This is a genomic window from Bradyrhizobium elkanii USDA 76 (assembly GCF_023278185.1).
Lineage (GTDB): Bacteria > Pseudomonadota > Alphaproteobacteria > Rhizobiales > Xanthobacteraceae > Bradyrhizobium > Bradyrhizobium elkanii.
On the sequence record NZ_CP066356.1, the window covers coordinates 4163608 to 4184390 of the forward strand.

Below are 20783 nucleotides of genomic sequence, written 5' to 3' on the forward strand. Positions count from 1 at the left end.
CTCATGCCCCGCCAACATGCCATCGAGGACTACCGCAACTTCGGTATCATGGCGCATATCGACGCCGGCAAGACCACGACCACCGAGCGCATCCTGTATTACACCGGCAAGAGCCACAAGATCGGCGAAGTGCACGAAGGTGCCGCGACGATGGACTGGATGGAGCAGGAGCAGGAGCGTGGCATCACGATCACCTCGGCTGCGACCACCGCGTTCTGGAACGGCAAGCGCCTGAACATCATCGACACCCCCGGCCACGTCGACTTCACCATTGAGGTCGAGCGTTCGCTGCGCGTGCTCGACGGTGCCGTTTGCGTCCTCGACTCCAACCAGGGTGTCGAGCCGCAGACCGAGACCGTCTGGCGCCAGGGCGACAAGTACAAGGTTCCGCGCATCGTCTTCGCCAACAAGATGGACAAGACCGGCGCCGACTTCTTCAAGTGCCTGTCCGACATCGTCGACCGCCTCGGCGCCAAGCCGATCGCCATCCAGCTGCCGATCGGTGCCGAGAACAACTTCAAGGGTCTCGTCGACCTCGTGAAGATGAAGGGCGTCATCTGGAACGATGAATCGCTCGGCGCCAAGTTCGACTATGTCGACATTCCGGAAGATCTGGTCGAGCAGGCCAAGGAGTATCGCGAGAAGATGGTGGAAGCCGCCGTCGAACTCGACGACGACGCTTTGGCTGCGTTCCTCGACGGCAAGGAGCCGGACGAGGCGACCCTGAAGCGCCTGATCCGCAAGGCCGTGCTGACCGGCGCGTTCTATCCGGTGCTGTGCGGCTCCGCGTTCAAGAACAAGGGCGTGCAGCCGCTGCTCGACGCCGTCGTCGACTACCTGCCGTCGCCGATCGACGTGCCCGCGATCAAGGGCACCGACGAGGACGGCAACGAGGTCGTGCGCAAGGCGGACGACAAGGAGCCGCTGGCGCTGCTCGCGTTCAAGATCATGGACGACCCCTTCGTCGGCACCATCACCTTCTGCCGCATCTACTCCGGCATCCTGCAGTCGGGCACCGGCGTCATCAACTCGACCCGCGAGAAGAAGGAGCGGATCGGGCGGATGCTGCTGATGCATGCGAACAACCGCGAGGACATCAAGGAAGCCTATGCCGGCGACATCGTCGCGCTGGCCGGCCTGAAGGAAGCGCGCACCGGCGACACGCTGTGCGATCCCAACAAGCCGGTGATCCTCGAGAAGATGGAATTCCCGGAGCCGGTGATCGAGATCGCGATCGAGCCGAAGTCGAAGGCCGACCAGGAGAAGCTGGGCGTGGCGCTGGCGAAGCTCGCCGCGGAGGATCCGTCCTTCCGCGTGTCGACCGACCACGAGTCCGGCCAGACCATCCTCAAGGGCATGGGCGAACTGCATCTCGACATCAAGGTCGACATCCTCAAGCGCACCTACAAGGTCGACGCCAATATCGGCGCGCCGCAGGTGGCGTTCCGCGAGCGTGTCACCAAGCGGGTCGAGCACAGCTACACCCACAAGAAGCAGACCGGCGGTACCGGCCAGTTCGCGGCCGTCACCCTGATCGTCGAGCCGAACGAAGCCGGCAAGGGCTACGAGTTCGAATCGAAGATCGTCGGCGGCGCGGTTCCGAAGGAATACATCCCCGGCGTCGAGAAGGGTCTCGAGAGCGTGCTGTCCTCCGGCGTGGTCGCGGGCTTCCCGATCGTCGACGTCAAGGTGCAGCTGATCGACGGCAAGTTCCACGACGTCGACTCGTCGGCGCTGGCCTTCGAAATCGCCACGCGCGCCTGCTTCCGCGAGGCGCTGCAGATGGGCAAGTCCGTTCTGCTCGAGCCGATCATGAAGGTCGAGGTGGTGACCCCGGAAGACTACACCGGTTCGGTCATCGGCGACCTGAATTCCCGGCGCGGCCAGATCCAGGGCCAAGACATGCGCGGCAACGCCAACGTCATCAACGCGATGGTGCCGCTCATGAACATGTTCGGTTACGTGAACAACCTGCGCTCGATGAGCCAGGGTCGCGCGACCTTCACCATGCAGTTCGATCACTACGCCGAAGCTCCGGCGAACGTGTCGGCTGAAGTCCAGAAGAAGTTTGCCTGATTGTCGTTGATGGCAGTCAACGATTGAACGGAGAGTCAAATGGCCAAAGCTAAATTCGAACGTAACAAGCCCCACTGCAACATCGGCACCATCGGTCACGTCGACCATGGCAAGACCTCGCTGACCGCAGCGATCACCAAGGTGCTCGCAGAAACCGGCGGCGCGACGTTCACCGCCTACGACCAGATCGACAAGGCGCCGGAAGAGAAGGCCCGCGGCATCACGATCTCGACCGCTCACGTCGAGTACGAGACGACCAACCGCCACTACGCCCACGTCGACTGCCCCGGCCACGCCGACTACGTGAAGAACATGATCACCGGTGCCGCGCAGATGGACGGCGCGATCCTGGTCGTGTCGGCTGCTGACGGCCCGATGCCGCAGACCCGCGAGCACATCCTGCTCGCCCGCCAGGTCGGCGTGCCCGCGCTCGTCGTGTTCCTCAACAAGTGCGACATGGTCGACGATCCGGAGCTGCTCGAGCTCGTCGAGCTCGAAGTCCGCGAGCTGCTCTCGAAGTACGAATTCCCGGGCGACAAGATCCCGATCATCAAGGGCTCGGCGCTCGCCGCCCTCGAGGACAAGGACAAGAAGCTCGGCCACGACGCCATCCTCGAGCTGATGCGCAACGTCGACGAGTACATCCCGCAGCCGGAGCGTCCGATCGACCAGCCGTTCCTGATGCCGGTTGAAGACGTGTTCTCGATCTCGGGCCGCGGCACCGTCGTCACCGGCCGTGTCGAGCGCGGCGTGATCAAGGTCGGCGAGGAAATCGAAATCGTCGGTATCCGCGACACCCAGAAGACCATCGTCACCGGCGTCGAAATGTTCCGCAAGCTGCTCGATCAGGGCCAGGCTGGCGACAACATCGGTGCGCTGCTCCGCGGCACCAAGCGCGAGGAAGTTGAGCGTGGCCAGGTGCTGTGCAAGCCCGGTTCGGTCAAGCCGCACACCAAGTTCAAGGCTGAGGCTTACATCCTCACCAAGGAAGAGGGCGGTCGCCACACCCCGTTCTTCACCAACTACCGTCCGCAGTTCTACTTCCGCACCACCGACGTGACCGGTGTCGTGCACCTGCCGGAAGGCACCGAGATGGTGATGCCGGGCGACAACATCGCGATGGAAGTGCACCTGATCGTGCCGATCGCGATGGAAGAGAAGCTGCGCTTCGCGATCCGCGAAGGCGGCCGCACCGTCGGCGCCGGCGTCGTCGCCGCGATCATCGAGTAACTACGCGAATAGGGAATGGCGAGTAGCGAGTGGGTCACTCCATTCGCTATTCGCTACTCGCCACTCACTAAAGAAAGAATACGGCAATGAACGGCCAAAATATTCGCATCCGTCTCAAGGCGTTCGACCATCGAATCCTCGATACGTCGACCCGCGAGATCGTGAACACGGCGAAGCGCACCGGTGCGCAGGTTCGCGGACCGATTCCGCTGCCGACCCGCATCGAGAAGTTCACCGTCAACCGTTCGCCGCACGTTGACAAGAAGAGCCGCGAGCAATTCGAGATGCGCACCCACAAGCGCCTCCTCGACATTGTCGACCCGACCCCGCAGACCGTCGATGCGCTGATGAAGCTCGACCTGGCCGCCGGTGTCGACGTCGAGATCAAGCTCTAAGGTTTTGGATTTTTACGTCCGCCGCTTGCGGACAGAAAGACAGGAAGCACGCCGATGCGCTCCGGAGTGATCGCACAAAAGGTCGGGATGACGCGGGTCTTTACGGAGACCGGCGAGCATATCCCTGTGACCGTGCTGAAGTTGGGCAACTGCCAGGTGCTGGGCCACCGCACGACCGAGAAGAACGGCTATGTCGCTCTTCAGCTCGGCTCGGGCGCCCGCAAGACCGTGTACATGCCCAAGGCCGAACGCGGCCAGTTCGCGGTCGCCAAGGTCGAACCGAAGCGCAAGGTCGCCGAGTTCCGCGTGTCCGAGGACGCGCTGATCCCGGTCGGCGCGGAAATCCAGGCGGACCATTTCGTGGTCGGCCAGTTTGTCGACGTGACCGGCACCTCGATCGGCAAGGGCTTTGCCGGCGGCATGAAGCGCTGGAATTTCGGCGGTCTGCGCGCCACCCACGGCGTGTCGATCTCGCACCGTTCGATCGGTTCGACCGGTGGTCGTCAGGACCCCGGCAAGACCTTCAAGAACAAGAAGATGCCCGGTCACATGGGCGTCGACCGCATCACCACACTCAATCTGCGCGTGGTTTCGACCGATGTCGAGCGCGGCCTGATCCTCGTCGAAGGCGCCGTTCCCGGCTCCAAGGGCGGCTGGATCTCGGTGCGCGACGCCGTCAAGAAGCCGCTGCCGAAGGAAGCCCCGAAGCCCGGCAAGTTCAAGGTTGCAGGTGGCGAAGCTGCCGAGGCTGTGGCCGAGAAGGAGGGCGTGTGAGATGGAATTGAAAGTCACGACCCTTGAAGGCAAGGACGCCGGATCCGTCGAGCTCTCGGACGCGATCTTCGGTCTCGAGCCGCGTGCCGACATCATTCAGCGCTGTGTGCAGTGGCAGCTGAACAAGCGTCAGGCCGGCACCCACAAGGCCAAGGGCCGCGCCGAGATCTGGCGCACCGGCAAGAAGATGTACAAGCAGAAGGGCACCGGCGGCGCCCGTCACGGCTCGGCCCGCGTGCCGCAGTTCCGCGGCGGTGGCCGTGCGTTCGGTCCGGTTGTTCGCTCGCACGCGACCGACCTGCCGAAGAAGGTGCGCGCGCTCGCGCTGAAGCATGCGCTGTCGGCCAAGGCCAAGGACGGCGGGCTGATCGTGATCGACAATGCGCAGCTCGAGGCCGCGAAGACCAAGGCGCTGCTCGGTCACTTCTCCGGCCTCGGGCTCACCAACGCGCTGATCATCGACGGCGCCGAGCTGAACGCCGGTTTCGCGACCGCGGCCCGCAACATTCCGAACATCGACGTGCTGCCGATCCAGGGCATCAACGTCTACGACATTCTCCGCCGCCAGAAGCTGGTGCTGACCAAGGCTGCGGTTGATGCGCTGGAGGCGCGCTTCAAATGAAGAACATCGATCCGCGCCACTACGACGTCATCATCTCGCCGGTCGTGACGGAAAAGGCGACGCTCGCCTCCGAGCACAACAAGGTGCTGTTCAAGGTCGCCGGCAAGGCCACCAAGCCGCAGATCAAGGAAGCGGTCGAGAAGCTGTTCGATGTCAAGGTGAAGAGCGTCAACACGCTCGTTCGCAAGGGCAAGACCAAGGTGTTCCGCGGCAATCTCGGCTCGCAGTCGGATACCAAGCGCGCGATCGTGACCCTGGAAGAGGGCCACCGCATCGACGTGACTACCGGACTATAAGGCGCAACGACGATGGCATTGAAAACCTTTAATCCCACGACGCCGGGCCAGCGCCAGCTGGTCATGGTCGATCGTTCGGCGCTCTACAAGGGCAAGCCGGTGAAGACCCTGACCGAGGGCAAGCTCGGTAATGGCGGTCGCAACAACACCGGTCGCATCACCGTGCGTTTCCGCGGCGGCGGCCACAAGAAGGCCTACCGCACCGTCGACTTCCGCCGCGACAAGGTGGACGTGCCGGCGGTCGTCGAGCGGCTCGAGTACGATCCGAACCGCACCGCGTTCATCGCGCTGATCAAGTATCAGGACGGCGAGCTGGCCTACATCCTGGCGCCGCAGCGCCTGGCAGCGGGCGACACCGTCGTCGCCGGCAACTATGTCGACGTCAAGCCGGGCAACGTCATGCCGCTCGGCAACATGCCGGTCGGCACGATCGTGCACAACATCGAGCTCAAGATCGGCAAGGGCGGCCAGCTGGCGCGCTCCGCCGGCACCTACGCCCAGATCGTCGGCCGCGACCAGGACTACGTGATCATCCGTCTGAACTCGGGTGAGCAGCGTCTGGTGCACGGCCGTTGCCGCGGCACGATCGGCGCGGTCTCGAACCCGGATCACATGAACATCTCGATCGGCAAGGCCGGTCGTACCCGCTGGCTCGGCTGGCGTCCGCACAACCGCGGCGTCGTCATGAACCCGATCGATCACCCGCACGGCGGTGGTGAAGGTCGTACCTCGGGCGGTCGCCACCCGGTTACTCCGTGGGGCAAGCCGACCAAGGGCAAGAAGACCCGCACCAACAAGTCGACCAACAAATTCATTCTCCTCAGCCGCCACAAGCGGAAGAAGTAAGGAACGCCGGACATGGTTCGTTCAGTCTGGAAAGGCCCGTTCGTCGAAGGTTCTCTGCTCAAGAAGGCAGATGCCGCCCGCGCGTCCGGCCGTCACGACGTCATCAAGATCTGGAGCCGCCGCTCCACCATCCTGCCGCAGTTCGTCGGCCTGACCTTCGGTGTCTACAACGGCCAGAAGCATGTGCCGGTGGCGATCAACGAGGAAATGGTGGGTCACAAGTTCGGCGAGTTCTCGCCGACCCGGACCTTCCACGGCCACTCGGGCGACAAGAAAGCCAAGAAGGCTTGAGGAATAGACGATGAGCAAACCAAAGCGCGAACGTAGCCTCGCGGACAATGAGGCCAAGGCCGTCGCCCGCATGCTGCGCGTCAGCCCGCAGAAGCTCAACCTGGTGGCGCAGCTGATCCGCGGCCGCAAGGCGTCCGCTGCGCTCGCCGACCTGCAGTTCTCGCGCAAGCGGATCGCGGTCGACGTCAAGAAGTGCCTGGAATCGGCGATCGCCAACGCCGAGAACAACCATGACCTCGATGTCGACGATCTCGTCGTTGCCGAGGCGCATGTCGGCAACGGCATCGTGATGAAGCGTTTTGCTCCGCGCGGCCGTGGCCGTTCGGGCCGTGTGTTCAAACCGTTCTCGCACCTGACCATCGTGGTTCGTCAGGTCGAGGCCGAGGCAAGCGCTTAAGAAGGGCGCAGGAGAAGACGATGGGTCAAAAGATCAATCCAATCGGGCTGCGTCTCGGCATCAACCGGACCTGGGACTCCCGTTGGTTCGCCGGCAAGCAGGAATACGGCAAGCTCCTGCACGAGGACGTCAAGATCCGCGAGATCCTGCACAAGGAGCTCAAGCAGGCGGCCGTCGCCCGCATCGTTATCGAGCGTCCGCACAAGAAGTGCCGCGTGACGATCCACTCGGCCCGTCCGGGCGTCGTGATCGGCAAGAAGGGCGCCGACATCGACAAGCTGCGCAAGAAGGTCGCCGACATCACCTCGTCGGACGTCGTGATCAACATCGTCGAAATCCGCAAGCCGGAGCTCGACGCGACCCTGGTCGCTGAATCGATCGCCCAGCAGCTCGAGCGCCGCGTCGCGTTCCGCCGCGCCATGAAGCGCGCCGTGCAGTCGGCGATGCGTCTCGGTGCCGAGGGCATCCGTATCAACTGCTCGGGCCGTCTCGGCGGCGCCGAAATCGCGCGCATGGAGTGGTACCGCGAAGGTCGCGTGCCGCTGCACACGTTGCGCGCCGACGTCGACTACGGCGTTGCCACCGCGTTCACGACCTTCGGCACCTGCGGCGTCAAGGTCTGGATCTTCAAGGGCGAGATCCTCGAGCACGATCCGATGGCCCAGGACAAGAAGATGGCCGAGGGCGACAACACGCCGCGTTCGCGCCGCGACGCCGCTTGAGGCAAAGCAGGAATTTGAGGGCTTAAAGCCATGATGCAACCTAAGAAAACGAAGTTCCGGAAGGCGCATAAGGGCCGTATCCACGGCGTTGCGACCTCTGGCGCGACGTTGGCGTTCGGCCAGTTCGGCCTCAAGGCGATGGAGCCTGACCGCGTCACCGCCCGTCAGATCGAAGCCGCCCGCCGCGCGCTGACCCGTCACATGAAGCGCGCCGGCCGCGTTTGGATCCGCGTGTTCCCGGACGTGCCGGTGTCGAAGAAGCCCGCCGAAGTCCGCATGGGCTCCGGCAAGGGTGCCCCGGAATTGTGGGTGGTCCGGATCAAGCCGGGCCGCGTGATGTTCGAGATCGACGGCGTGCCGGTGCAGACCGCGAAGGAAGCGCTGTCGCTCGCCGCCGCCAAGCTGCCGATCAAGACGCGCTTCGTTGCGCGCATTGCGGAGTAATCGCCATGGCCGAGATGAAAGTTGAAGACATTCGCGCGATGAGCGACGACCAGCGGGAAGACGCGATCCTGAACCTGAAGAAGGAGCGCTTCAACCTGCGTTTCCAGCGCGCCACCGGGCAGCTGGAGAACACCTCGCGGATGCGGGAAGCCCGCCGCGATATCGCTCGTATCAAGACCATCGCTGCCCAGCAGCGCGCGAAGAAGAAGTAAGGGGCCAGCTATGCCGAAACGTACTCTGCAGGGCGTGGTCGTCAGCGACAAGCAAGCCAAGACCATCGTGGTGCGCGTCGATCGCCGCTTCACCCACCCGATCTACAAGAAGACGATCCGCCGTTCCAAGAACTACCACGCGCACGACGAGAACAACCAGTTCAAGCCGGGCGACATGGTCTGGATCGAGGAATCGAAGCCGATCTCGAAGCTGAAGCGCTGGACCGTGGTCCGGGGCGAACACAAGAAAACGGCCTGATTAATTCGGCCTGGCCGAGGGAATTCAGGGAAATTTTGAGCGCGCTTAAGCGCAGAAAGAGGACGAGGTGCATCAATGATTCAGATGCAGACCAACCTCGACGTGGCCGATAATTCAGGCGCACGCCGTGTCATGTGCATCAAGGTTCTTGGAGGTTCCAAGCGCCGCTATGCCACCGTGGGCGACGTTATCGTTGTGTCGATCAAGGAAGCCATTCCGCGTGGCAAGGTGAAGAAGGGCGACGTGATGAAGGCCGTCGTGGTCCGGGTCCGCAAGGACATCCGCCGCGCCGACGGTTCGGTCATCCGCTTCGACCGCAACGCCGCCGTGCTGATCAACAATCAGTCCGAGCCGGTCGGCACCCGTATCTTCGGGCCGGTGCCGCGCGAGCTGCGCGCCAAGAACCACATGAAGATCATTTCGCTCGCGCCGGAGGTGCTGTGATGGCTGCCAAGATCCGCAAGGGCGACAAGGTGATGGTGCTCACCGGCCGCGACAAGGGTCGCACCGGCGAGGTGTTCGAGGTGCGTCCGGACGAGAACAAGGCTCTCGTTCGCGGCATCAACATGGTGAAGCGCCACCAGAAGCAGACCCAGACCCAGGAAGGCGGCATCATCTCCAAGGAGATGCCGATCGACCTTTCGAACATTGCGTATGTCGGCAAGGACGGAAAGCCGACCCGCATCGGGTTCAAGATTCAGGCCGATGGCAAGAAGGTTCGTGTTGCCAAGAGCTCGGGAGCAGAGATCGATGGCTGATACAGCTTACACGCCGCGTCTGCGCGCGGAGTATGACAAGAAGATCCGCGGCATGATGACCGAGAAGTTCGGTTATGCCAATGTGATGCAGGTGCCGCGCCTCGACAAGGTCGTGCTCAACATGGGCGTCGGCGACTCCGTCAACGACCGCAAGAAGGCCGAGACCGCCGCCGCCGAGCTGACCCAGATCGCCGGCCAGAAGGCGATCGTGACCTATTCGCGGATCGCGATCGCGACCTTCAAGCTGCGCGAGAACCAGCCGATCGGCTGCAAGGTCACGCTGCGCAAGACCCATATGTACGAGTTCATCGACCGCCTGGTGAACGTGGCGCTGCCCCGCGTCCGCGACTTCCGCGGCCTGAACCCGAAGAGCTTCGATGGCCGCGGCAACTATTCGCTCGGCATCAAGGAGCACATCATTTTCCCCGAGATCGACTTCGACAAGGTCTCGGAAGCGCGTGGCATGGACATCACGGTCTGCACCACCGCCAAGACCGACGACGAGGCGCGTGCCTTGTTGACCGCTTTCAATTTCCCGTTCCGGCAGTGAGTAGCTGAGCCAAAGCCACTCAAACGCGGATACCCAGGAGCCAAGCATGGCAAAGAAGAGTTCAGTCGAGAAGAACAACCGGCGCAAGCGGATGGCGAAGAACGCCGGCCCGCGCCGCGAGAAGCTGAAGGCGATCATCGCCGACAAGACCAAGCCGATGGAAGAGCGCTTCGCGGCGACGCTGAAGCTCGCCGAGATGCCGCGCAACTCGTCGCCGACGCGCATCCGCAACCGTTGCGAGCTGACCGGGCGTCCGCGCTCGAACTATCGCAAGAACAAGCTCTCGCGCATCGCGCTGCGTGAACTCGGCTCCAAGGGCCTGGTTCCCGGCCTCGTGAAGTCGAGCTGGTAAGGGGAGGGTCGGAACAATGTCTACGCACGATCCGATCAGCGATCTCATCACCCGCATCCGCAACGCGCAGATGCGCTCCAAGTCCAAGGTCTCGAGCCCCGGCTCGAAGATGCGCGCCAACGTGCTCGAGGTGCTGAAGTCCGAGGGTTACATCCGCGGCTACGCCAGCGTCGAGCATGCCTCGGGCCGCAGCGAGCTCGAGATCGAGCTGAAGTATTTCGACGGCGAGCCCGTCATCCGCGAGATCGAGCGGGTGTCGAAGCCGGGCCGCCGCGTTTACGCCTCGGTGAAGAACCTGCCGCGCGTGAACAACGGTCTCGGCATTTCGGTGTTGTCGACGCCGAAGGGAATCATGGCTGACCACCAGGCGCGCGACGCCAACGTGGGCGGCGAAGTTCTCTTCACGGTGTTCTGAGGAAGGATATTGCGATGTCACGTATCGGCAAAAGGCCGGTGGCGATCCCGTCGGGTGTGACGGCGACCGTCGAGGGCCAGACGGTCAAGGTGAAGGGGCCGAAGGGCCAGCTTCAGTTCGTCGTGCATGACGACGTCGAGGTGAAGTTCGAGAACGGCCAGGTCAAGGTCGCTCCGCGGGTCAAGACCAACCGCGCGCAGGCGATGTACGGCACCGCGCGCGCGCAGGTCGCCAACCTCGTCGAGGGCGTCACCAAGGGCTTCGAGAGGAAGCTCGAGATCACCGGCGTCGGCTACCGCGCCGCGATGCAGGGCAAGAACCTGCAGCTCGCGCTCGGCTACAGCCACGACGTGGTGTACGCGATCCCGGAAGGCATCACCATCGCGGTGCCGAAGCCGACCGAGATCACGATCACCGGCAACGATCCGCAGCGCGTCGGCCAGGTCGCCGCCGAGATCCGCGCCTACCGTCCGCCGGAGCCCTACAAGGGCAAGGGCGTGAAGTACGCCAACGAATTCATCTTCCGCAAGGAAGGCAAGAAGAAGTAACGGAGCCGGTCATGTCACTCAAGGTTACGAATGCCCGGCGCAAGCAGCGCGTGCGCCTTGCGCTTCGCCGCTCGGCAGGCGGCCGTCCGCGGCTGTCGGTGTTCCGCTCGTCCAAGCACATCTACGCCCAGGTCATCGACGACCAGAAGGGCGAGACGCTCGCTTCCGCCTCGTCGCTGGAGAAGACCATGCGCGACGCCGGCAAGACCGGCGCCGACATCGATGCGGCGAAGGCGGTCGGCAAGCTGCTCGCCGAGCGCGCGGCGCAGAAGGGTGTCAAGGAAGTCGTGTTCGATCGCGGCGCCTACATCTATCACGGGCGCGTCAAGGCGCTCGCGGATGCGGCGCGCGAAGGCGGATTGAGCTTCTAAACTTTACGAACGATGACGAGGAAAGAGGCGCAAGGCCTCCTAGAGATTGGAAAACACCATGGCAGGTGAACGCGAACGCGGCGGACGCGAACGGAGCAGGGAGCGCGAGGAGCGCGACAGCGAGTTCGTCGACAAGCTCGTCCACATCAATCGCGTGGCGAAGGTCGTCAAGGGCGGCAAGCGCTTCGGCTTTGCGGCGCTGGTCGTGATCGGCGACCAGAAGGGCCGGGTCGGGTTCGGCCACGGCAAGGCGCGCGAAGTTCCGGAAGCGATCCGCAAGGCGACCGAATCGGCGAAGCGCAATTTGACGCGCGTCGCGCTGCGTGAAGGCCGCACGCTGCATCACGACATCGCCGGCCGTCACGGCGCCGGCCGCGTCTACCTGCGTGCCGCTCCGGCCGGTACCGGCATCATCGCCGGCGGCCCGATGCGCGCGGTGTTCGAGACGCTCGGCATCCAGGACGTGGTGGCGAAGTCGATCGGCTCGTCGAATCCCTACAACATGGTTCGCGCGACGTTCGACGCGCTGAAGCATCAGGATTCGCCGCGCTCGGTGGCGGCGCGCCGCAACATCAAGGTCTCCACCCTGCAGTCGCGCCGCGTCGGCGGCGATGCCGAAGTGGTGGCGGAATAACCCGCGCGACCAGCGCTTTCTGGAGTTCAAGACGATGGCCAAGGCCAGCAAGACGATCAAGGTCGAGCAGACCGGCAGCGCAATCCGCCGCCATCACTCGCAGCGTTCGACGCTGATCGGCCTCAAGCTCAACAAGATCGGCCGGGTTGCCGAGCTGCAGGATACCCCTGAAGTTCGCGGCATGATCAGCAAGGTTCAGCATCTCGTCCGCGTCGTCGGCGAGTAAGCAGAGATAAGGAGAAGGGCGATGAAGCTCAGCGATATCGCCGACAACGCCGGCTCGCGCAAGAAGCGCATGCGTGTCGGCCGTGGCATCGGTTCCGGCAAGGGCAAGACCTCGGGCCGCGGCGGCAAGGGCCAGACCGCGCGTTCGGGCGTCCGCATCAAGGGTTTCGAAGGCGGCCAGATGCCGATGCATCGCCGTCTGCCGAAGCGCGGCTTCAACAACATCTTCCGGCTCGACTTCGCCGAGATCAATCTCGACCGTCTGCAGGAAGCGATCGACAACAAGCTGGTCGATGCGAGCGCGACGGTGAACGTCGAATCGCTGGTGAAGGCCGGCGTGCTGCGCCGCGCCAAGGACGGCCTGCGGCTGCTCGGCCGCGGCGAGATCAAGACCAGGCTGACCATCGAGGTGCACGGCGCTTCCAAGTCGGCCATTGCCGCGGTCGAGAAGGCCGGCGGCTCGGTCAAGATCCTGGCCCCCGCCAAGGAAGAAGGCGAGGCGGCGTAACATCTGCGTCATTGCCCGCGACGCGCCGGCAATCCGCAGATCGAATGATGGACTTATCGAGGCCGAGCACCAGATAATGTCCGGTGTCTGCCGGCGCCCAGGGAATTGATCTCTTTGGGGGCGCCGGCGAAGCGGGCTCCGGGAGAAAGCCGAAACATGGTCTCAGCAGCCGAACAACTTGCCGCCAACCTCAATTTCGGACAGCTGGCGAAAGCCGACGAGCTGAAGAAGCGCATCTGGTTCACCCTGGGTGCGCTGCTTGTTTATCGGCTCGGCACCTACATCCCGCTGCCCGGCATCGATCCCAACATCTGGGAGCAGGTGTTCCGTAGCCAATCCGGCGGCATCCTCGGCATGTTCAACATGTTCGCCGGCGGCGGCATCCACCGCATGGCGATCTTCGCGCTGAACATCATGCCGTACATCTCGGCGTCGATCATCGTGCAGCTCCTGACCACCGTGTCGCCGCAGCTCGAAGCGCTCAAGAAGGAAGGCGAGGCGGGCCGCAAGACGCTGAACCAGTACACCCGCTATCTGACGGTGATCCTGGCGCTGTTCCAGTCCTACGGCATCGCGATCGGCCTCGAAGGCGCCGGCAATGTCGTCAGCGACCCCGGCATGTTCTTCCGGATCTCGACCGCAATCACGCTGACCGGCGGCACCATGTTCCTGATGTGGCTCGGCGAGCAGATCACCTCGCGCGGCATCGGCAACGGTATTTCGCTGATCATCCTGGCCGGCATCGTCGCCGAATTGCCGTCGGCGCTCGCCAACATGCTGGAACTTGGTCGCCAGGGCGCGATGTCGACCGGCCTGATCCTGATCGTCATCGTGATGGCGGTCGCCGTGATCGCCTTCATCGTGTTCATGGAGCGCGCGCAGCGCCGGCTTTTGATCCAGTATCCGAAGCGCCAGGTCGGCAACAAGATGTTCGAGGGCCAGTCCTCGCATCTGCCGCTCAAGCTCAATACCTCGGGCGTGATTCCGCCGATCTTCGCCTCGTCGCTGCTGTTGCTGCCGACCACGGTCGCGAACTTCAACGCCGGCAAGGGGCCGGAATGGTTCCAGTGGATCACGACCCAGCTCAGCCACGGCCGGCCGCTGTTCCTGTTCATGTATCTCGCGCTGATCGTGTTCTTTGCGTTCTTCTACACCGCGATCGTGTTCAACCCGACCGAGACCGCGGACAATCTGAAGAAGCATGGCGGCTTCATCCCGGGCATCCGGCCCGGCGAGCGCACCGCCGAGTACATCGACTATGTGCTGTCGCGCATCACGGTGCTCGGCGCGGTCTATCTCGCGATCGTCTGCCTGATTCCTGAAATTCTGATTTCCTACGCATCGGTCCCGTTCTACTTTGGCGGCACCTCGCTGTTGATCGTCGTCAGCGTGACGATGGATACGGTGTCGCAGGTGCAGGGCTATCTGCTCGCTCATCAGTACGAAGGGCTGATCAGGAAGTCGAAGCTCAGGGGAGGCCGCCGCCGCTGATCGCGGCTCGGCTTCGAATTCAAAACACAGGTGTGCGGACGTCGCCCACCTAGCCGGGGGGCGAAACAGATATGAGATTGATCCTTTTGGGGCCGCCGGGCTCGGGCAAGGGAACCCAGGCGCAGCGGCTGGTGCACAGGCACGGCATCGTCCAGCTCTCGACCGGTGAGATGCTGCGCGCTGCGGTTGCCGCGGGCACGCCGGTCGGCTTGCAGGCCAAGGAGATCATGGCCAATGGCGGCCTGGTTCCCGACGAGGTCGTGGTGGGAATCATCGCCGACCGGATCGAGGAGCCCGATGCCAAGAAGGGCTTCATTCTCGACGGCTTCCCGCGCACCGTGCCGCAGGCCGAGGCGCTCGACGATCTGCTCCGGAAAAAACACCTCAAGCTCGACGCGGTGGTTGAGCTCCGCGTCAACGAGAGCGCGCTGCTCGCCCGCGTTGAGAAGCGTGCCGAGGAAACCCGCGCGCGCGGCGAGGAAGTTCGCCTCGACGACACGCCGGAAGTGCTGACCAAGCGCCTGGCGCAGTACCGTTCGCTGACGGAGCCGCTGATTCACTATTATTCGGAGCGGCGGAAGCTCCTGACGGTCGATGGCATGATGACCATCGAGCACGTCACCCGCGAGATCAACCGGATCCTGACCGCGCTCGGCGCGCTGGAACCGAAGGATCACGAGGATCACGCTCCCAAGGCGGCTAAAAAGGCCGCCAAGGCGGCCGTGAAGGCCAGCAAGAAGCCGGCCAAGAAGGCAGCTAAACCAGCCAAAAAGGCCGCCAAATCGGCCCGGAAGGCTGCCAAGGCGCCCTCCAAGGCCAAAGCGGCCAAGAAAGTCGTGAAGAAAGCCGCGAAGAAGGCGGTAAAGAAGGCCGCCGGCGCCGCGAAAGCCCGCAAGGGAGCAAAGACCGCCAAAAAGGCGGCAAAAAAGCTCACGAAAAAGCGAGCTAAACGCTAGGAGCGGTTGACGAAACCGACATGAATCCTTTAATAAGCCCCGCATCCAAGTTGGATAGTTTTATGACGATGCCGGGCCCCGAAGGACATGAGGGGAGGGCGTCGTGTTCGCGTTTGTGGACACAAGCCCGAGAGAGCAAGAACTTGAGAAGCCCGTATCCGTGATGGATCGGCGACAGGAGAGAAGTCCGTGGCCCGTATTGCCGGCGTCAACATTCCTACCAACAAGCGCGTCCTGATCGCGCTTCAGTACATCCATGGCATCGGCCAGAAGAACGCTGCCGACATCATGGAGAAGGTCAAGATCCCGGTGGACCGTCGCGTCAACCAGCTGACCGACCAGGAGGTCCTGCAGATCCGCGAAGTGATCGACCGCGACTATCTGGTCGAGGGCGACCTCCGTCGTGAGGTCGGCATCAACATCAAGCGGTTGATGGACCTCGGCTGCTACCGCGGCCTGCGTCATCGCCGCGGTCTGCCGGTGCGCGGCCAGCGCACCCACACCAATGCGCGCACGCGCAAGGGGCCGGCCAAGGCGATCGCCGGCAAGAAGAAGTAAGTTTTGCGAATTGCAGGTGGGGAGTAGCGAATGGAAATTCGCTACTCGCCATTTGCGTTTTGAGGTGTAGCCGCTGGCACTACGGCGGCGTCGAGATCACAGGAAAGGTTTGAAATGGGCAAGGAAGCCACCCGCGTACGCCGCCGCGAACGCAAGAACATCGCCTCCGGCATCGCGCACGTGAATTCGTCGTTCAACAACACGACCATCACCATCACCGACGCGCAGGGCAACACCATCGCCTGGTCGTCGGCCGGCACCATGGGCTTCAAGGGCTCGCGCAAGTCGACCCCCTATGCCGCGCAGGTCGCGGCCGAAGACGTCTCCAAGAAGGCGCAGGAACACGGCATGCGCACGCTGGAGGTTGAAGTGGCCGGCCCGGGTTCGGGCCGTGAGTCGGCGCTCCGCGCGCTGCAGGCTGCGGGCTTCACCGTCACCTCGATCCGCGACGTGACCACGATCCCGCACAATGGCTGCCGTCCGCGCAAGCGTCGGCGCGTTTGATCTGTAAGTCGCGGGCGGCCTCTGGCCGCCCTGCGATGGTTTTTGGAATTGACCGCGCGGACTGATCCGCGATCTCCAACGCCGGGTTCGGCCAGTCGATTTGGCCCTGTGACCGGCAAATGGGTGAAACAGTGACGATCCAGAAAAATTGGCAAGAACTCATTCGACCGAACAAGCTGCAGGTGACGCCGGGCTCGGACGCGAGCCGGTTCGCCACCGTGGTCGCCGAGCCGCTCGAGCGTGGCTTCGGCCAGACGCTCGGCAACGCGCTGCGCCGCATCCTGCTGTCCTCGCTGCAGGGCGCGGCGGTGCAGTCGGTGCATATCGACGGCGTGCTCCACGAGTTCTCCTCGATCGCGGGTGTCCGTGAAGACGTCACCGACATCGTCCTCAACATCAAGGACATCTCGATCAAGATGCAGGGCGAAGGCCCAAAGCGCATGGTCGTGAAGAAGCAGGGTCCGGGCGCCGTCACCGCCGGCGACATCCAGACCGTCGGCGACGTCACCGTGCTCAACCCCGACCTGCAGCTCTGCACGCTGGACGACGGCGCCGAGATCCGCATGGAGTTCACGGTCACGACCGGCAAGGGCTATGTCGCCGCCGAGCGCAACCGTCCCGAGGATGCGCCGATCGGCCTGATCCCGGTCGACAGCCTGTTCTCGCCGGTCCGCAAGGTGTCCTACAAGGTCGAGAACACCCGTGAGGGCCAGATCCTCGACTACGACAAGCTGACCATGACGATCGAGACCAACGGCGCGATCACGCCGGAGGACGCGGTGGCCTATGCCGCGCGCATCCTGCAGGATCAGCTCAACGTGTTCGTTAACTTCGAAGAGCCGCGCAAGGAAGTTACGCAGGAGATCATCCCCGATCTCGCGTTCAACCCGGCGTTCCTCAAGAAGGTCGACGAGCTCGAGCTGTCGGTGCGTTCGGCAAACTGCCTGAAGAACGACAACATCGTCTACATCGGCGACCTCGTGCAGAAGTCGGAAGCGGAAATGCTCCGCACCCCGAACTTCGGCCGCAAGTCGCTGAACGAGATCAAGGAAGTGCTGGCCCAGATGGGTCTGCACCTCGGCATGGAAGTGCCGGGCTGGCCGCCGGAGAACATCGACGAGCTCGCCAAGCGCTTCGAGGATCACTACTGATCCGATTTCACCGTCGTGGCCGGAGAATCTCCGGCCACGATTTTTTAATGGGCGAACGCAGGATGCCCACCTGCAAAACTTGTCGCTGAACCACCGCGGCAGATTGAAGAAGGAAGAAGTCAATGCGTCACGGCAAGGTTCATCGGAAGCTCAACCGCACCGCCGAGCACCGGCGTGCGATGTTCGCGAACATGGCGGCCGCGCTGATCAAGCACGAGCAGATCGTCACCACGCTGCCGAAGGCCAAGGAGCTGCGGCCGATCGTCGAGAAGCTCGTCACCCTCGGCAAGAAGGGCGGCCTCGCCCTGCGCCGCCAGGCGATCTCGGAGCTGCGCGACGTCGACCAGGTCAAGAAGCTGTTCGATACGCTGGCGACCCGCTACAAGGACCGCCAGGGCGGCTACACCCGCATCATCAAGGCCGGCTTCCGCTACGGCGATAACGCGGCGATGGCCGTGATCGAGTTCGTCGACCGCGACGTCGACGCCAAGGGCCAGGACTCCGGTCCGGCGCAGGACAAGGAAGCTGAGGCGGCGTAAGCCTCGCTTAGAGCCAGGTTTCGAAAACGGCGCCTTCGGGCGCCGTTTTTATTTGGTGGCCACGCTCCATCCCGGACGTCGTCCTGGCGAAAGCCAGGACCCACTACCCCAAATCTAAATTGTTGCGCGACGCTGGGGCTCAAGTCCTTCTCATAATCACCAGCGGTGGTAATGGGTCCTGGCTTTCGCCAGGACGACGAGGTGTGTTCTGCTTCCTCACGCATCGGTGAGATGCAATTGCGGCGCTGCGTGCCACGCCCGATATCTCATCGACATCAATGGAGATGACAGATGAAAATCGACCTTTCCGGAAAGACTGCACTGGTGACCGGCTCGACCGCGGGCATCGGCAACGCCATCGCAAAGGGGCTTGCCGAGACCGGCGCCGAGGTCGTGGTCAACGGCCGCGGCCAGGCCAAGGTCGATGCCGCGGTTGCCGCGATCGGGAAGGCCGTACCCGGCGCAAAGGTCCGCGGCATTGCCGCCGACGTCTCGACCGCGGCGGGCTGCAAGGCGCTGCTCGCGGCGCTGCCGGACGTCGACATCCTCGTCAACAATGCCGGCATCTTCGAGCCGAAGCCGTTCTTTGACATTCCCGACGAGGACTGGAGCCGCTTCTACGAGGTCAACGTGATGTCGGGCGTCCGGCTGTCGCGCGGCTACATGCAGGGCATGCTGAAGCGCAACTGGGGCCGCATCGTCTTCATTTCCTCCGAGTCGGGCCTCAACATCCCGACCGAGATGATTCACTACGGCATGACCAAGACCGCGCAGCTTGCGATTGCGCGCGGGCTCGCCGAGCTGACCAAGGGCACCGCCGTCACCGTCAACTCGGTGCTGCCCGGGCCGACCATGTCCGAGGGTGTCGAGACCTTCGTCAAGGATCTCGCCAAGCAGAACGGTCAGTCGGTCGAGGAGGCGGCATCCAACTTCGTCAAGCAGCACCGGCCGACCTCGCTGCTGCAGCGCTTCGCCAGCACCGAGGAGATCGCCAATCTCGTGGTCTATGCCTGCTCCAAACAGGCCTCGGCGACCAACGGCGCCGCGCTGCGTGCCGAAGGCGGCATCGTCAACACCATCGCGTGAAGCCGCGTGCCCGCCTATGTGATCTCCGAGGTCGAGATGCGCGACGCCGCGGCGTTCGAGGCCTATCGCACGCTGGCGGCGAACACCATCGTACAATATGGCGGGATGGCGGGCGCTACGTCGTGCGCGGCGGCACAGTCGAGGTGGTGGAGGGTGGCCCACCACCGAACGCGATCGTTATCGTCGAATTTCCGACCATGGCGCGCCTGCGCGAATGGTACGCGTCAGCGGAATACGCCGAAGCGTTGAAGCTTCGCGCAACCGCGCTGGAGCGACGCCTGCTGTTCGTCGAGGGCGTGCCGCCGATCTAAAGCGCGATGTGATTGGGCTGAATCGTCATCGCGCCTTAGCTCTTTATTTGAGCATGATCTCCGCGCAAACGCGTCCGCGTTTGTCGCGAGGGAAAACCGCTTCGCACTCTTCCGGATCATGCTTTAGCTATCCCTTCGCGCCGTCCAGGAATTCGCTGAAGCCTGCGGGACGGTAGGGACCGAAGCAAATCTGCTCCAGCACGCCAATTCCGGTCTGGCCGCCCTGACGGGCGCGGACCACCTGCTGGACGTGCACATTCTCGCGGGCCAGCGGGTCGAGCGTCGATGGATCGAACGACTCGCCGCCGGTCTCGAGCTCGCCCTTCCACATGCCCTGGCCCCATTGCGGATGGCCGTAGCCGAGGCCCTTCATCTGGAATTTGAGGATCGGGTCGAGCGCGATGGTCGTGGTGTGGCCGTCGATATCGACGAGGTCGATTTCAGCTGACTGCGCGAGCCGGGTGTTCGGCACGTATTTGACGCGATGCCGCGCAGTCGCCATGCGGCGGTCGAGGCCGTCGATCACGCCGGGGATCTCGGCCTCGCTTCGGTAGAGCGGCGCGGTGATGCCCTCGCGGACCAGCGCCTCGCCCTGCGTCCCGTCGAAGAAGATCGCGTGCGAGATGTGGTCGTCCCAGACCAGCGGCGCCCAGAGGAAGAACACGCTCGGCGGCGGCATCGGCGCGCCTCCGACGTCGCGTTCGCCGACATTGCGCACGCCCCAGGAGCGATCCTTGGTGCCGTAGCAGGTGCGATCGTCGACCTTGATCCCGCCATCGGGGTGGCTGATGACGCCGCTCCAGCGACCGAACTGGTCGAACCGGGTCGAATCCATCGCGCGGCGATCGCCCGACCAAAGCGTCTGGCGCGCTTCCTGGATCGCCGCGGTGCGCGCGGAGAAGGTCAGGTCGCAGGCGAGGCCCGTCGCATTGTCGTCGAGCACCACCCGGGTCCGCAGCATCGGTTCGATGACCTCGAGCCGGAACGGACCGACCTGCATCTCGGTGCGCTCGATCGGGGCCCGCCGCGAACCGTAAAAGCAGTGCTGCCGCCCACCGCGTTCCACGACGCTGAAGGCGCAATCGAGGATCTTGCGGTGCGGGTAGATCGCAATGCCGATCCCGAAATAATACGCGCCGTCGGCGGTGTAGCCGTTGAACCAGGTCCGGTCATAGACATTGCGGTCGCTGGTCGAGGGAACCGCGATCGGCTCCGGCGTCTGGTGGATGGGGAAGTCGTCCAGTTTGTTGAGCACGCCGATC

31 protein-coding genes and 1 pseudogene are annotated in these 20783 nt (G+C 63.7%); 31 read left to right on the forward strand and 1 reads right to left on the reverse strand.

Annotation, left to right across the window (positions count from 1 at the left end):
* Window positions 1–3 precede the first annotated feature (3 nt).
* From fusA to JEY66_RS20270, 31 genes and pseudogenes are all read left to right on the forward strand, one after another.
* Complete coding sequence (gene fusA, locus JEY66_RS20120) at window positions 4–2076, forward strand: elongation factor G (RefSeq protein WP_018272141.1); 2073 nt, start codon at window positions 4–6, stop codon at window positions 2074–2076.
* 39 nt (window positions 2077–2115) lie between these two features.
* Window positions 2116–3306, forward strand: a complete 1191-nt coding sequence (gene tuf, locus JEY66_RS20125; RefSeq protein ID WP_018272140.1) for an elongation factor Tu — start codon at window positions 2116–2118, stop codon at window positions 3304–3306.
* 86 nt (window positions 3307–3392) lie between these two features.
* The gene (gene rpsJ, locus JEY66_RS20130) at window positions 3393–3701 is read left to right on the forward strand and encodes a 30S ribosomal protein S10 (RefSeq protein WP_002712302.1); all 309 of its coding nucleotides are present in this window, start codon (window positions 3393–3395) and stop codon (window positions 3699–3701) included.
* 54 nt (window positions 3702–3755) lie between these two features.
* A complete protein-coding gene (gene rplC, locus JEY66_RS20135; RefSeq protein WP_018272139.1) occupies window positions 3756–4475 on the forward strand; it encodes a 50S ribosomal protein L3 in 720 nt (239 codons plus the stop codon).
* A gap of 1 nt (window position 4476) precedes the next feature.
* Window positions 4477–5097, forward strand: a complete 621-nt coding sequence (gene rplD, locus JEY66_RS20140; RefSeq protein ID WP_016843745.1) for a 50S ribosomal protein L4 — start codon at window positions 4477–4479, stop codon at window positions 5095–5097.
* Window positions 5094–5393, forward strand: a complete 300-nt coding sequence (locus JEY66_RS20145; RefSeq protein WP_016843746.1) for a 50S ribosomal protein L23 — start codon at window positions 5094–5096, stop codon at window positions 5391–5393. Before rplD ends, JEY66_RS20145 begins: the two co-directional genes overlap by 4 nt.
* 12 nt (window positions 5394–5405) lie before the next feature.
* A complete protein-coding gene (gene rplB / locus JEY66_RS20150; protein WP_018272138.1) occupies window positions 5406–6239 on the forward strand; it encodes a 50S ribosomal protein L2 in 834 nt (277 codons plus the stop codon).
* A gap of 12 nt (window positions 6240–6251) precedes the next feature.
* Window positions 6252–6530, forward strand: a complete 279-nt coding sequence (gene rpsS / locus JEY66_RS20155) for a 30S ribosomal protein S19 (protein ID WP_018272137.1) — start codon at window positions 6252–6254, stop codon at window positions 6528–6530.
* A gap of 10 nt (window positions 6531–6540) precedes the next feature.
* Window positions 6541–6927 (forward strand): 50S ribosomal protein L22, encoded by a 387-nt coding sequence (gene rplV / locus JEY66_RS20160; protein WP_018272136.1) that lies wholly within the window; start codon window positions 6541–6543, stop codon window positions 6925–6927.
* 20 nt (window positions 6928–6947) lie between these two features.
* On the forward strand, window positions 6948–7649 hold the full coding sequence (gene rpsC, locus JEY66_RS20165; RefSeq protein ID WP_018272135.1) for a 30S ribosomal protein S3: 702 nt from the start codon (window positions 6948–6950) through the stop codon (window positions 7647–7649).
* Window positions 7650–7679: 30 nt separating this feature from the next.
* On the forward strand, window positions 7680–8093 hold the full coding sequence (gene rplP, locus JEY66_RS20170) for a 50S ribosomal protein L16 (protein WP_018272134.1): 414 nt from the start codon (window positions 7680–7682) through the stop codon (window positions 8091–8093).
* Between the two features lie 5 nt (window positions 8094–8098).
* A complete protein-coding gene (rpmC, locus tag JEY66_RS20175) occupies window positions 8099–8305 on the forward strand; it encodes a 50S ribosomal protein L29 (protein ID WP_016843753.1) in 207 nt (68 codons plus the stop codon).
* Between the two features lie 10 nt (window positions 8306–8315).
* Window positions 8316–8564 carry a 30S ribosomal protein S17 gene (gene rpsQ / locus JEY66_RS20180; protein ID WP_016843754.1) on the forward strand — a complete coding sequence of 83 codons (249 nt, stop codon included), beginning with the start codon at window positions 8316–8318 and terminating at the stop codon, window positions 8562–8564.
* A 75-nt stretch (window positions 8565–8639) separates the two neighbouring features.
* Complete coding sequence (gene rplN, locus JEY66_RS20185) at window positions 8640–9008, forward strand: 50S ribosomal protein L14 (RefSeq protein WP_011473865.1); 369 nt, start codon at window positions 8640–8642, stop codon at window positions 9006–9008.
* Window positions 9008–9322, forward strand: coding sequence for a 50S ribosomal protein L24 (gene rplX, locus JEY66_RS20190; protein WP_016843755.1), 315 nt, complete (start codon window positions 9008–9010; stop codon window positions 9320–9322). Before rplN ends, rplX begins: the two co-directional genes overlap by 1 nt.
* Window positions 9315–9872: a 50S ribosomal protein L5 gene (gene rplE / locus JEY66_RS20195; RefSeq protein WP_016843756.1), complete on the forward strand. Its 558-nt coding sequence runs from the start codon at window positions 9315–9317 to the stop codon at window positions 9870–9872. Before rplX ends, rplE begins: the two co-directional genes overlap by 8 nt.
* Before the next feature lie 46 nt (window positions 9873–9918).
* Entirely contained in the window at window positions 9919–10224 is a 306-nt protein-coding gene (gene rpsN / locus JEY66_RS20200; protein ID WP_016843757.1) for a 30S ribosomal protein S14, read from the forward strand.
* Window positions 10225–10240: 16 nt separating this feature from the next.
* Window positions 10241–10639, forward strand: a complete 399-nt coding sequence (rpsH, locus tag JEY66_RS20205; protein ID WP_018272133.1) for a 30S ribosomal protein S8 — start codon at window positions 10241–10243, stop codon at window positions 10637–10639.
* Window positions 10640–10653: 14 nt separating this feature from the next.
* Entirely contained in the window at window positions 10654–11187 is a 534-nt protein-coding gene (gene rplF, locus JEY66_RS20210) for a 50S ribosomal protein L6 (RefSeq protein ID WP_016843759.1), read from the forward strand.
* Between the two features lie 11 nt (window positions 11188–11198).
* Window positions 11199–11558: a 50S ribosomal protein L18 gene (rplR, locus tag JEY66_RS20215; RefSeq protein WP_016843760.1), complete on the forward strand. Its 360-nt coding sequence runs from the start codon at window positions 11199–11201 to the stop codon at window positions 11556–11558.
* 58 nt (window positions 11559–11616) lie between these two features.
* Entirely contained in the window at window positions 11617–12192 is a 576-nt protein-coding gene (rpsE, locus tag JEY66_RS20220) for a 30S ribosomal protein S5 (protein WP_016843761.1), read from the forward strand.
* A 34-nt stretch (window positions 12193–12226) separates the two neighbouring features.
* Window positions 12227–12418 carry a 50S ribosomal protein L30 gene (gene rpmD, locus JEY66_RS20225; protein ID WP_024578582.1) on the forward strand — a complete coding sequence of 64 codons (192 nt, stop codon included), beginning with the start codon at window positions 12227–12229 and terminating at the stop codon, window positions 12416–12418.
* Window positions 12419–12439: 21 nt separating this feature from the next.
* A complete protein-coding gene (gene rplO, locus JEY66_RS20230) occupies window positions 12440–12925 on the forward strand; it encodes a 50S ribosomal protein L15 (RefSeq protein WP_018272131.1) in 486 nt (161 codons plus the stop codon).
* A gap of 156 nt (window positions 12926–13081) precedes the next feature.
* Window positions 13082–14416, forward strand: a complete 1335-nt coding sequence (gene secY / locus JEY66_RS20235) for a preprotein translocase subunit SecY (RefSeq protein WP_016843764.1) — start codon at window positions 13082–13084, stop codon at window positions 14414–14416.
* A 71-nt stretch (window positions 14417–14487) separates the two neighbouring features.
* Complete coding sequence (locus tag JEY66_RS20240) at window positions 14488–15372, forward strand: adenylate kinase (protein ID WP_026192895.1); 885 nt, start codon at window positions 14488–14490, stop codon at window positions 15370–15372.
* A gap of 189 nt (window positions 15373–15561) precedes the next feature.
* Window positions 15562–15930, forward strand: a complete 369-nt coding sequence (gene rpsM, locus JEY66_RS20245; protein WP_016843766.1) for a 30S ribosomal protein S13 — start codon at window positions 15562–15564, stop codon at window positions 15928–15930.
* 114 nt (window positions 15931–16044) lie between these two features.
* Entirely contained in the window at window positions 16045–16434 is a 390-nt protein-coding gene (rpsK, locus tag JEY66_RS20250) for a 30S ribosomal protein S11 (RefSeq protein WP_006021048.1), read from the forward strand.
* 119 nt (window positions 16435–16553) lie between these two features.
* The gene (locus JEY66_RS20255; protein ID WP_035631062.1) at window positions 16554–17585 is read left to right on the forward strand and encodes a DNA-directed RNA polymerase subunit alpha; all 1032 of its coding nucleotides are present in this window, start codon (window positions 16554–16556) and stop codon (window positions 17583–17585) included.
* A gap of 122 nt (window positions 17586–17707) precedes the next feature.
* Window positions 17708–18124 (forward strand): 50S ribosomal protein L17, encoded by a 417-nt coding sequence (rplQ, locus tag JEY66_RS20260; RefSeq protein WP_016843769.1) that lies wholly within the window; start codon window positions 17708–17710, stop codon window positions 18122–18124.
* Between the two features lie 291 nt (window positions 18125–18415).
* Window positions 18416–19210, forward strand: a complete 795-nt coding sequence (locus JEY66_RS20265) for an SDR family NAD(P)-dependent oxidoreductase (RefSeq protein ID WP_018272128.1) — start codon at window positions 18416–18418, stop codon at window positions 19208–19210.
* 6 nt (window positions 19211–19216) lie between these two features.
* Window positions 19217–19521: pseudogene (locus tag JEY66_RS20270) on the forward strand (DUF1330 domain-containing protein).
* 127 nt (window positions 19522–19648) lie between these two features.
* On the opposite strand, the gene JEY66_RS20275 reads toward JEY66_RS20270, so the two are convergent.
* Window positions 19649–20776, reverse strand: coding sequence for an Rv3169 family protein (locus JEY66_RS20275; RefSeq protein WP_018272126.1), 1128 nt, complete (start codon window positions 20774–20776; stop codon window positions 19649–19651).
* Window positions 20777–20783 lie beyond the last annotated feature (7 nt).

Coding starts and splice junctions, on each gene's coding strand:
- rplO (WP_018272131.1), top strand. CDS start 12,440: ATGAAGCTCAGCGATATCGCCGACAACGCCGGCTCGCGCAAGAAGCGC.
- rplF (WP_016843759.1), top strand. CDS start 10,654: ATGTCACGTATCGGCAAAAGGCCGGTGGCGATCCCGTCGGGTGTGACG.
- rplQ (WP_016843769.1), top strand. CDS start 17,708: ATGCGTCACGGCAAGGTTCATCGGAAGCTCAACCGCACCGCCGAGCAC.
- rplD (WP_016843745.1), top strand. CDS start 4,477: ATGGAATTGAAAGTCACGACCCTTGAAGGCAAGGACGCCGGATCCGTC.
- rpsH (WP_018272133.1), top strand. CDS start 10,241: ATGTCTACGCACGATCCGATCAGCGATCTCATCACCCGCATCCGCAAC.
- rplB (WP_018272138.1), top strand. CDS start 5,406: ATGGCATTGAAAACCTTTAATCCCACGACGCCGGGCCAGCGCCAGCTG.
- rpsC (WP_018272135.1), top strand. CDS start 6,948: ATGGGTCAAAAGATCAATCCAATCGGGCTGCGTCTCGGCATCAACCGG.
- rplP (WP_018272134.1), top strand. CDS start 7,680: ATGATGCAACCTAAGAAAACGAAGTTCCGGAAGGCGCATAAGGGCCGT.
- fusA (WP_018272141.1), top strand. CDS start 4: ATGCCCCGCCAACATGCCATCGAGGACTACCGCAACTTCGGTATCATG.
- rpmD (WP_024578582.1), top strand. CDS start 12,227: ATGGCCAAGGCCAGCAAGACGATCAAGGTCGAGCAGACCGGCAGCGCA.
- rplE (WP_016843756.1), top strand. CDS start 9,315: ATGGCTGATACAGCTTACACGCCGCGTCTGCGCGCGGAGTATGACAAG.
- secY (WP_016843764.1), top strand. CDS start 13,082: ATGGTCTCAGCAGCCGAACAACTTGCCGCCAACCTCAATTTCGGACAG.
- JEY66_RS20240 (WP_026192895.1), top strand. CDS start 14,488: ATGAGATTGATCCTTTTGGGGCCGCCGGGCTCGGGCAAGGGAACCCAG.
- JEY66_RS20265 (WP_018272128.1), top strand. CDS start 18,416: ATGAAAATCGACCTTTCCGGAAAGACTGCACTGGTGACCGGCTCGACC.
- rpsS (WP_018272137.1), top strand. CDS start 6,252: ATGGTTCGTTCAGTCTGGAAAGGCCCGTTCGTCGAAGGTTCTCTGCTC.
- rplR (WP_016843760.1), top strand. CDS start 11,199: ATGTCACTCAAGGTTACGAATGCCCGGCGCAAGCAGCGCGTGCGCCTT.
- rplX (WP_016843755.1), top strand. CDS start 9,008: ATGGCTGCCAAGATCCGCAAGGGCGACAAGGTGATGGTGCTCACCGGC.
- rpsN (WP_016843757.1), top strand. CDS start 9,919: ATGGCAAAGAAGAGTTCAGTCGAGAAGAACAACCGGCGCAAGCGGATG.
- rpsK (WP_006021048.1), top strand. CDS start 16,045: ATGGGCAAGGAAGCCACCCGCGTACGCCGCCGCGAACGCAAGAACATC.
- JEY66_RS20255 (WP_035631062.1), top strand. CDS start 16,554: ATGGGTGAAACAGTGACGATCCAGAAAAATTGGCAAGAACTCATTCGA.
- JEY66_RS20145 (WP_016843746.1), top strand. CDS start 5,094: ATGAAGAACATCGATCCGCGCCACTACGACGTCATCATCTCGCCGGTC.
- rplC (WP_018272139.1), top strand. CDS start 3,756: ATGCGCTCCGGAGTGATCGCACAAAAGGTCGGGATGACGCGGGTCTTT.
- rplV (WP_018272136.1), top strand. CDS start 6,541: ATGAGCAAACCAAAGCGCGAACGTAGCCTCGCGGACAATGAGGCCAAG.
- rpsQ (WP_016843754.1), top strand. CDS start 8,316: ATGCCGAAACGTACTCTGCAGGGCGTGGTCGTCAGCGACAAGCAAGCC.
- rpsJ (WP_002712302.1), top strand. CDS start 3,393: ATGAACGGCCAAAATATTCGCATCCGTCTCAAGGCGTTCGACCATCGA.
- tuf (WP_018272140.1), top strand. CDS start 2,116: ATGGCCAAAGCTAAATTCGAACGTAACAAGCCCCACTGCAACATCGGC.
- rplN (WP_011473865.1), top strand. CDS start 8,640: ATGATTCAGATGCAGACCAACCTCGACGTGGCCGATAATTCAGGCGCA.
- rpsE (WP_016843761.1), top strand. CDS start 11,617: ATGGCAGGTGAACGCGAACGCGGCGGACGCGAACGGAGCAGGGAGCGC.
- rpmC (WP_016843753.1), top strand. CDS start 8,099: ATGGCCGAGATGAAAGTTGAAGACATTCGCGCGATGAGCGACGACCAG.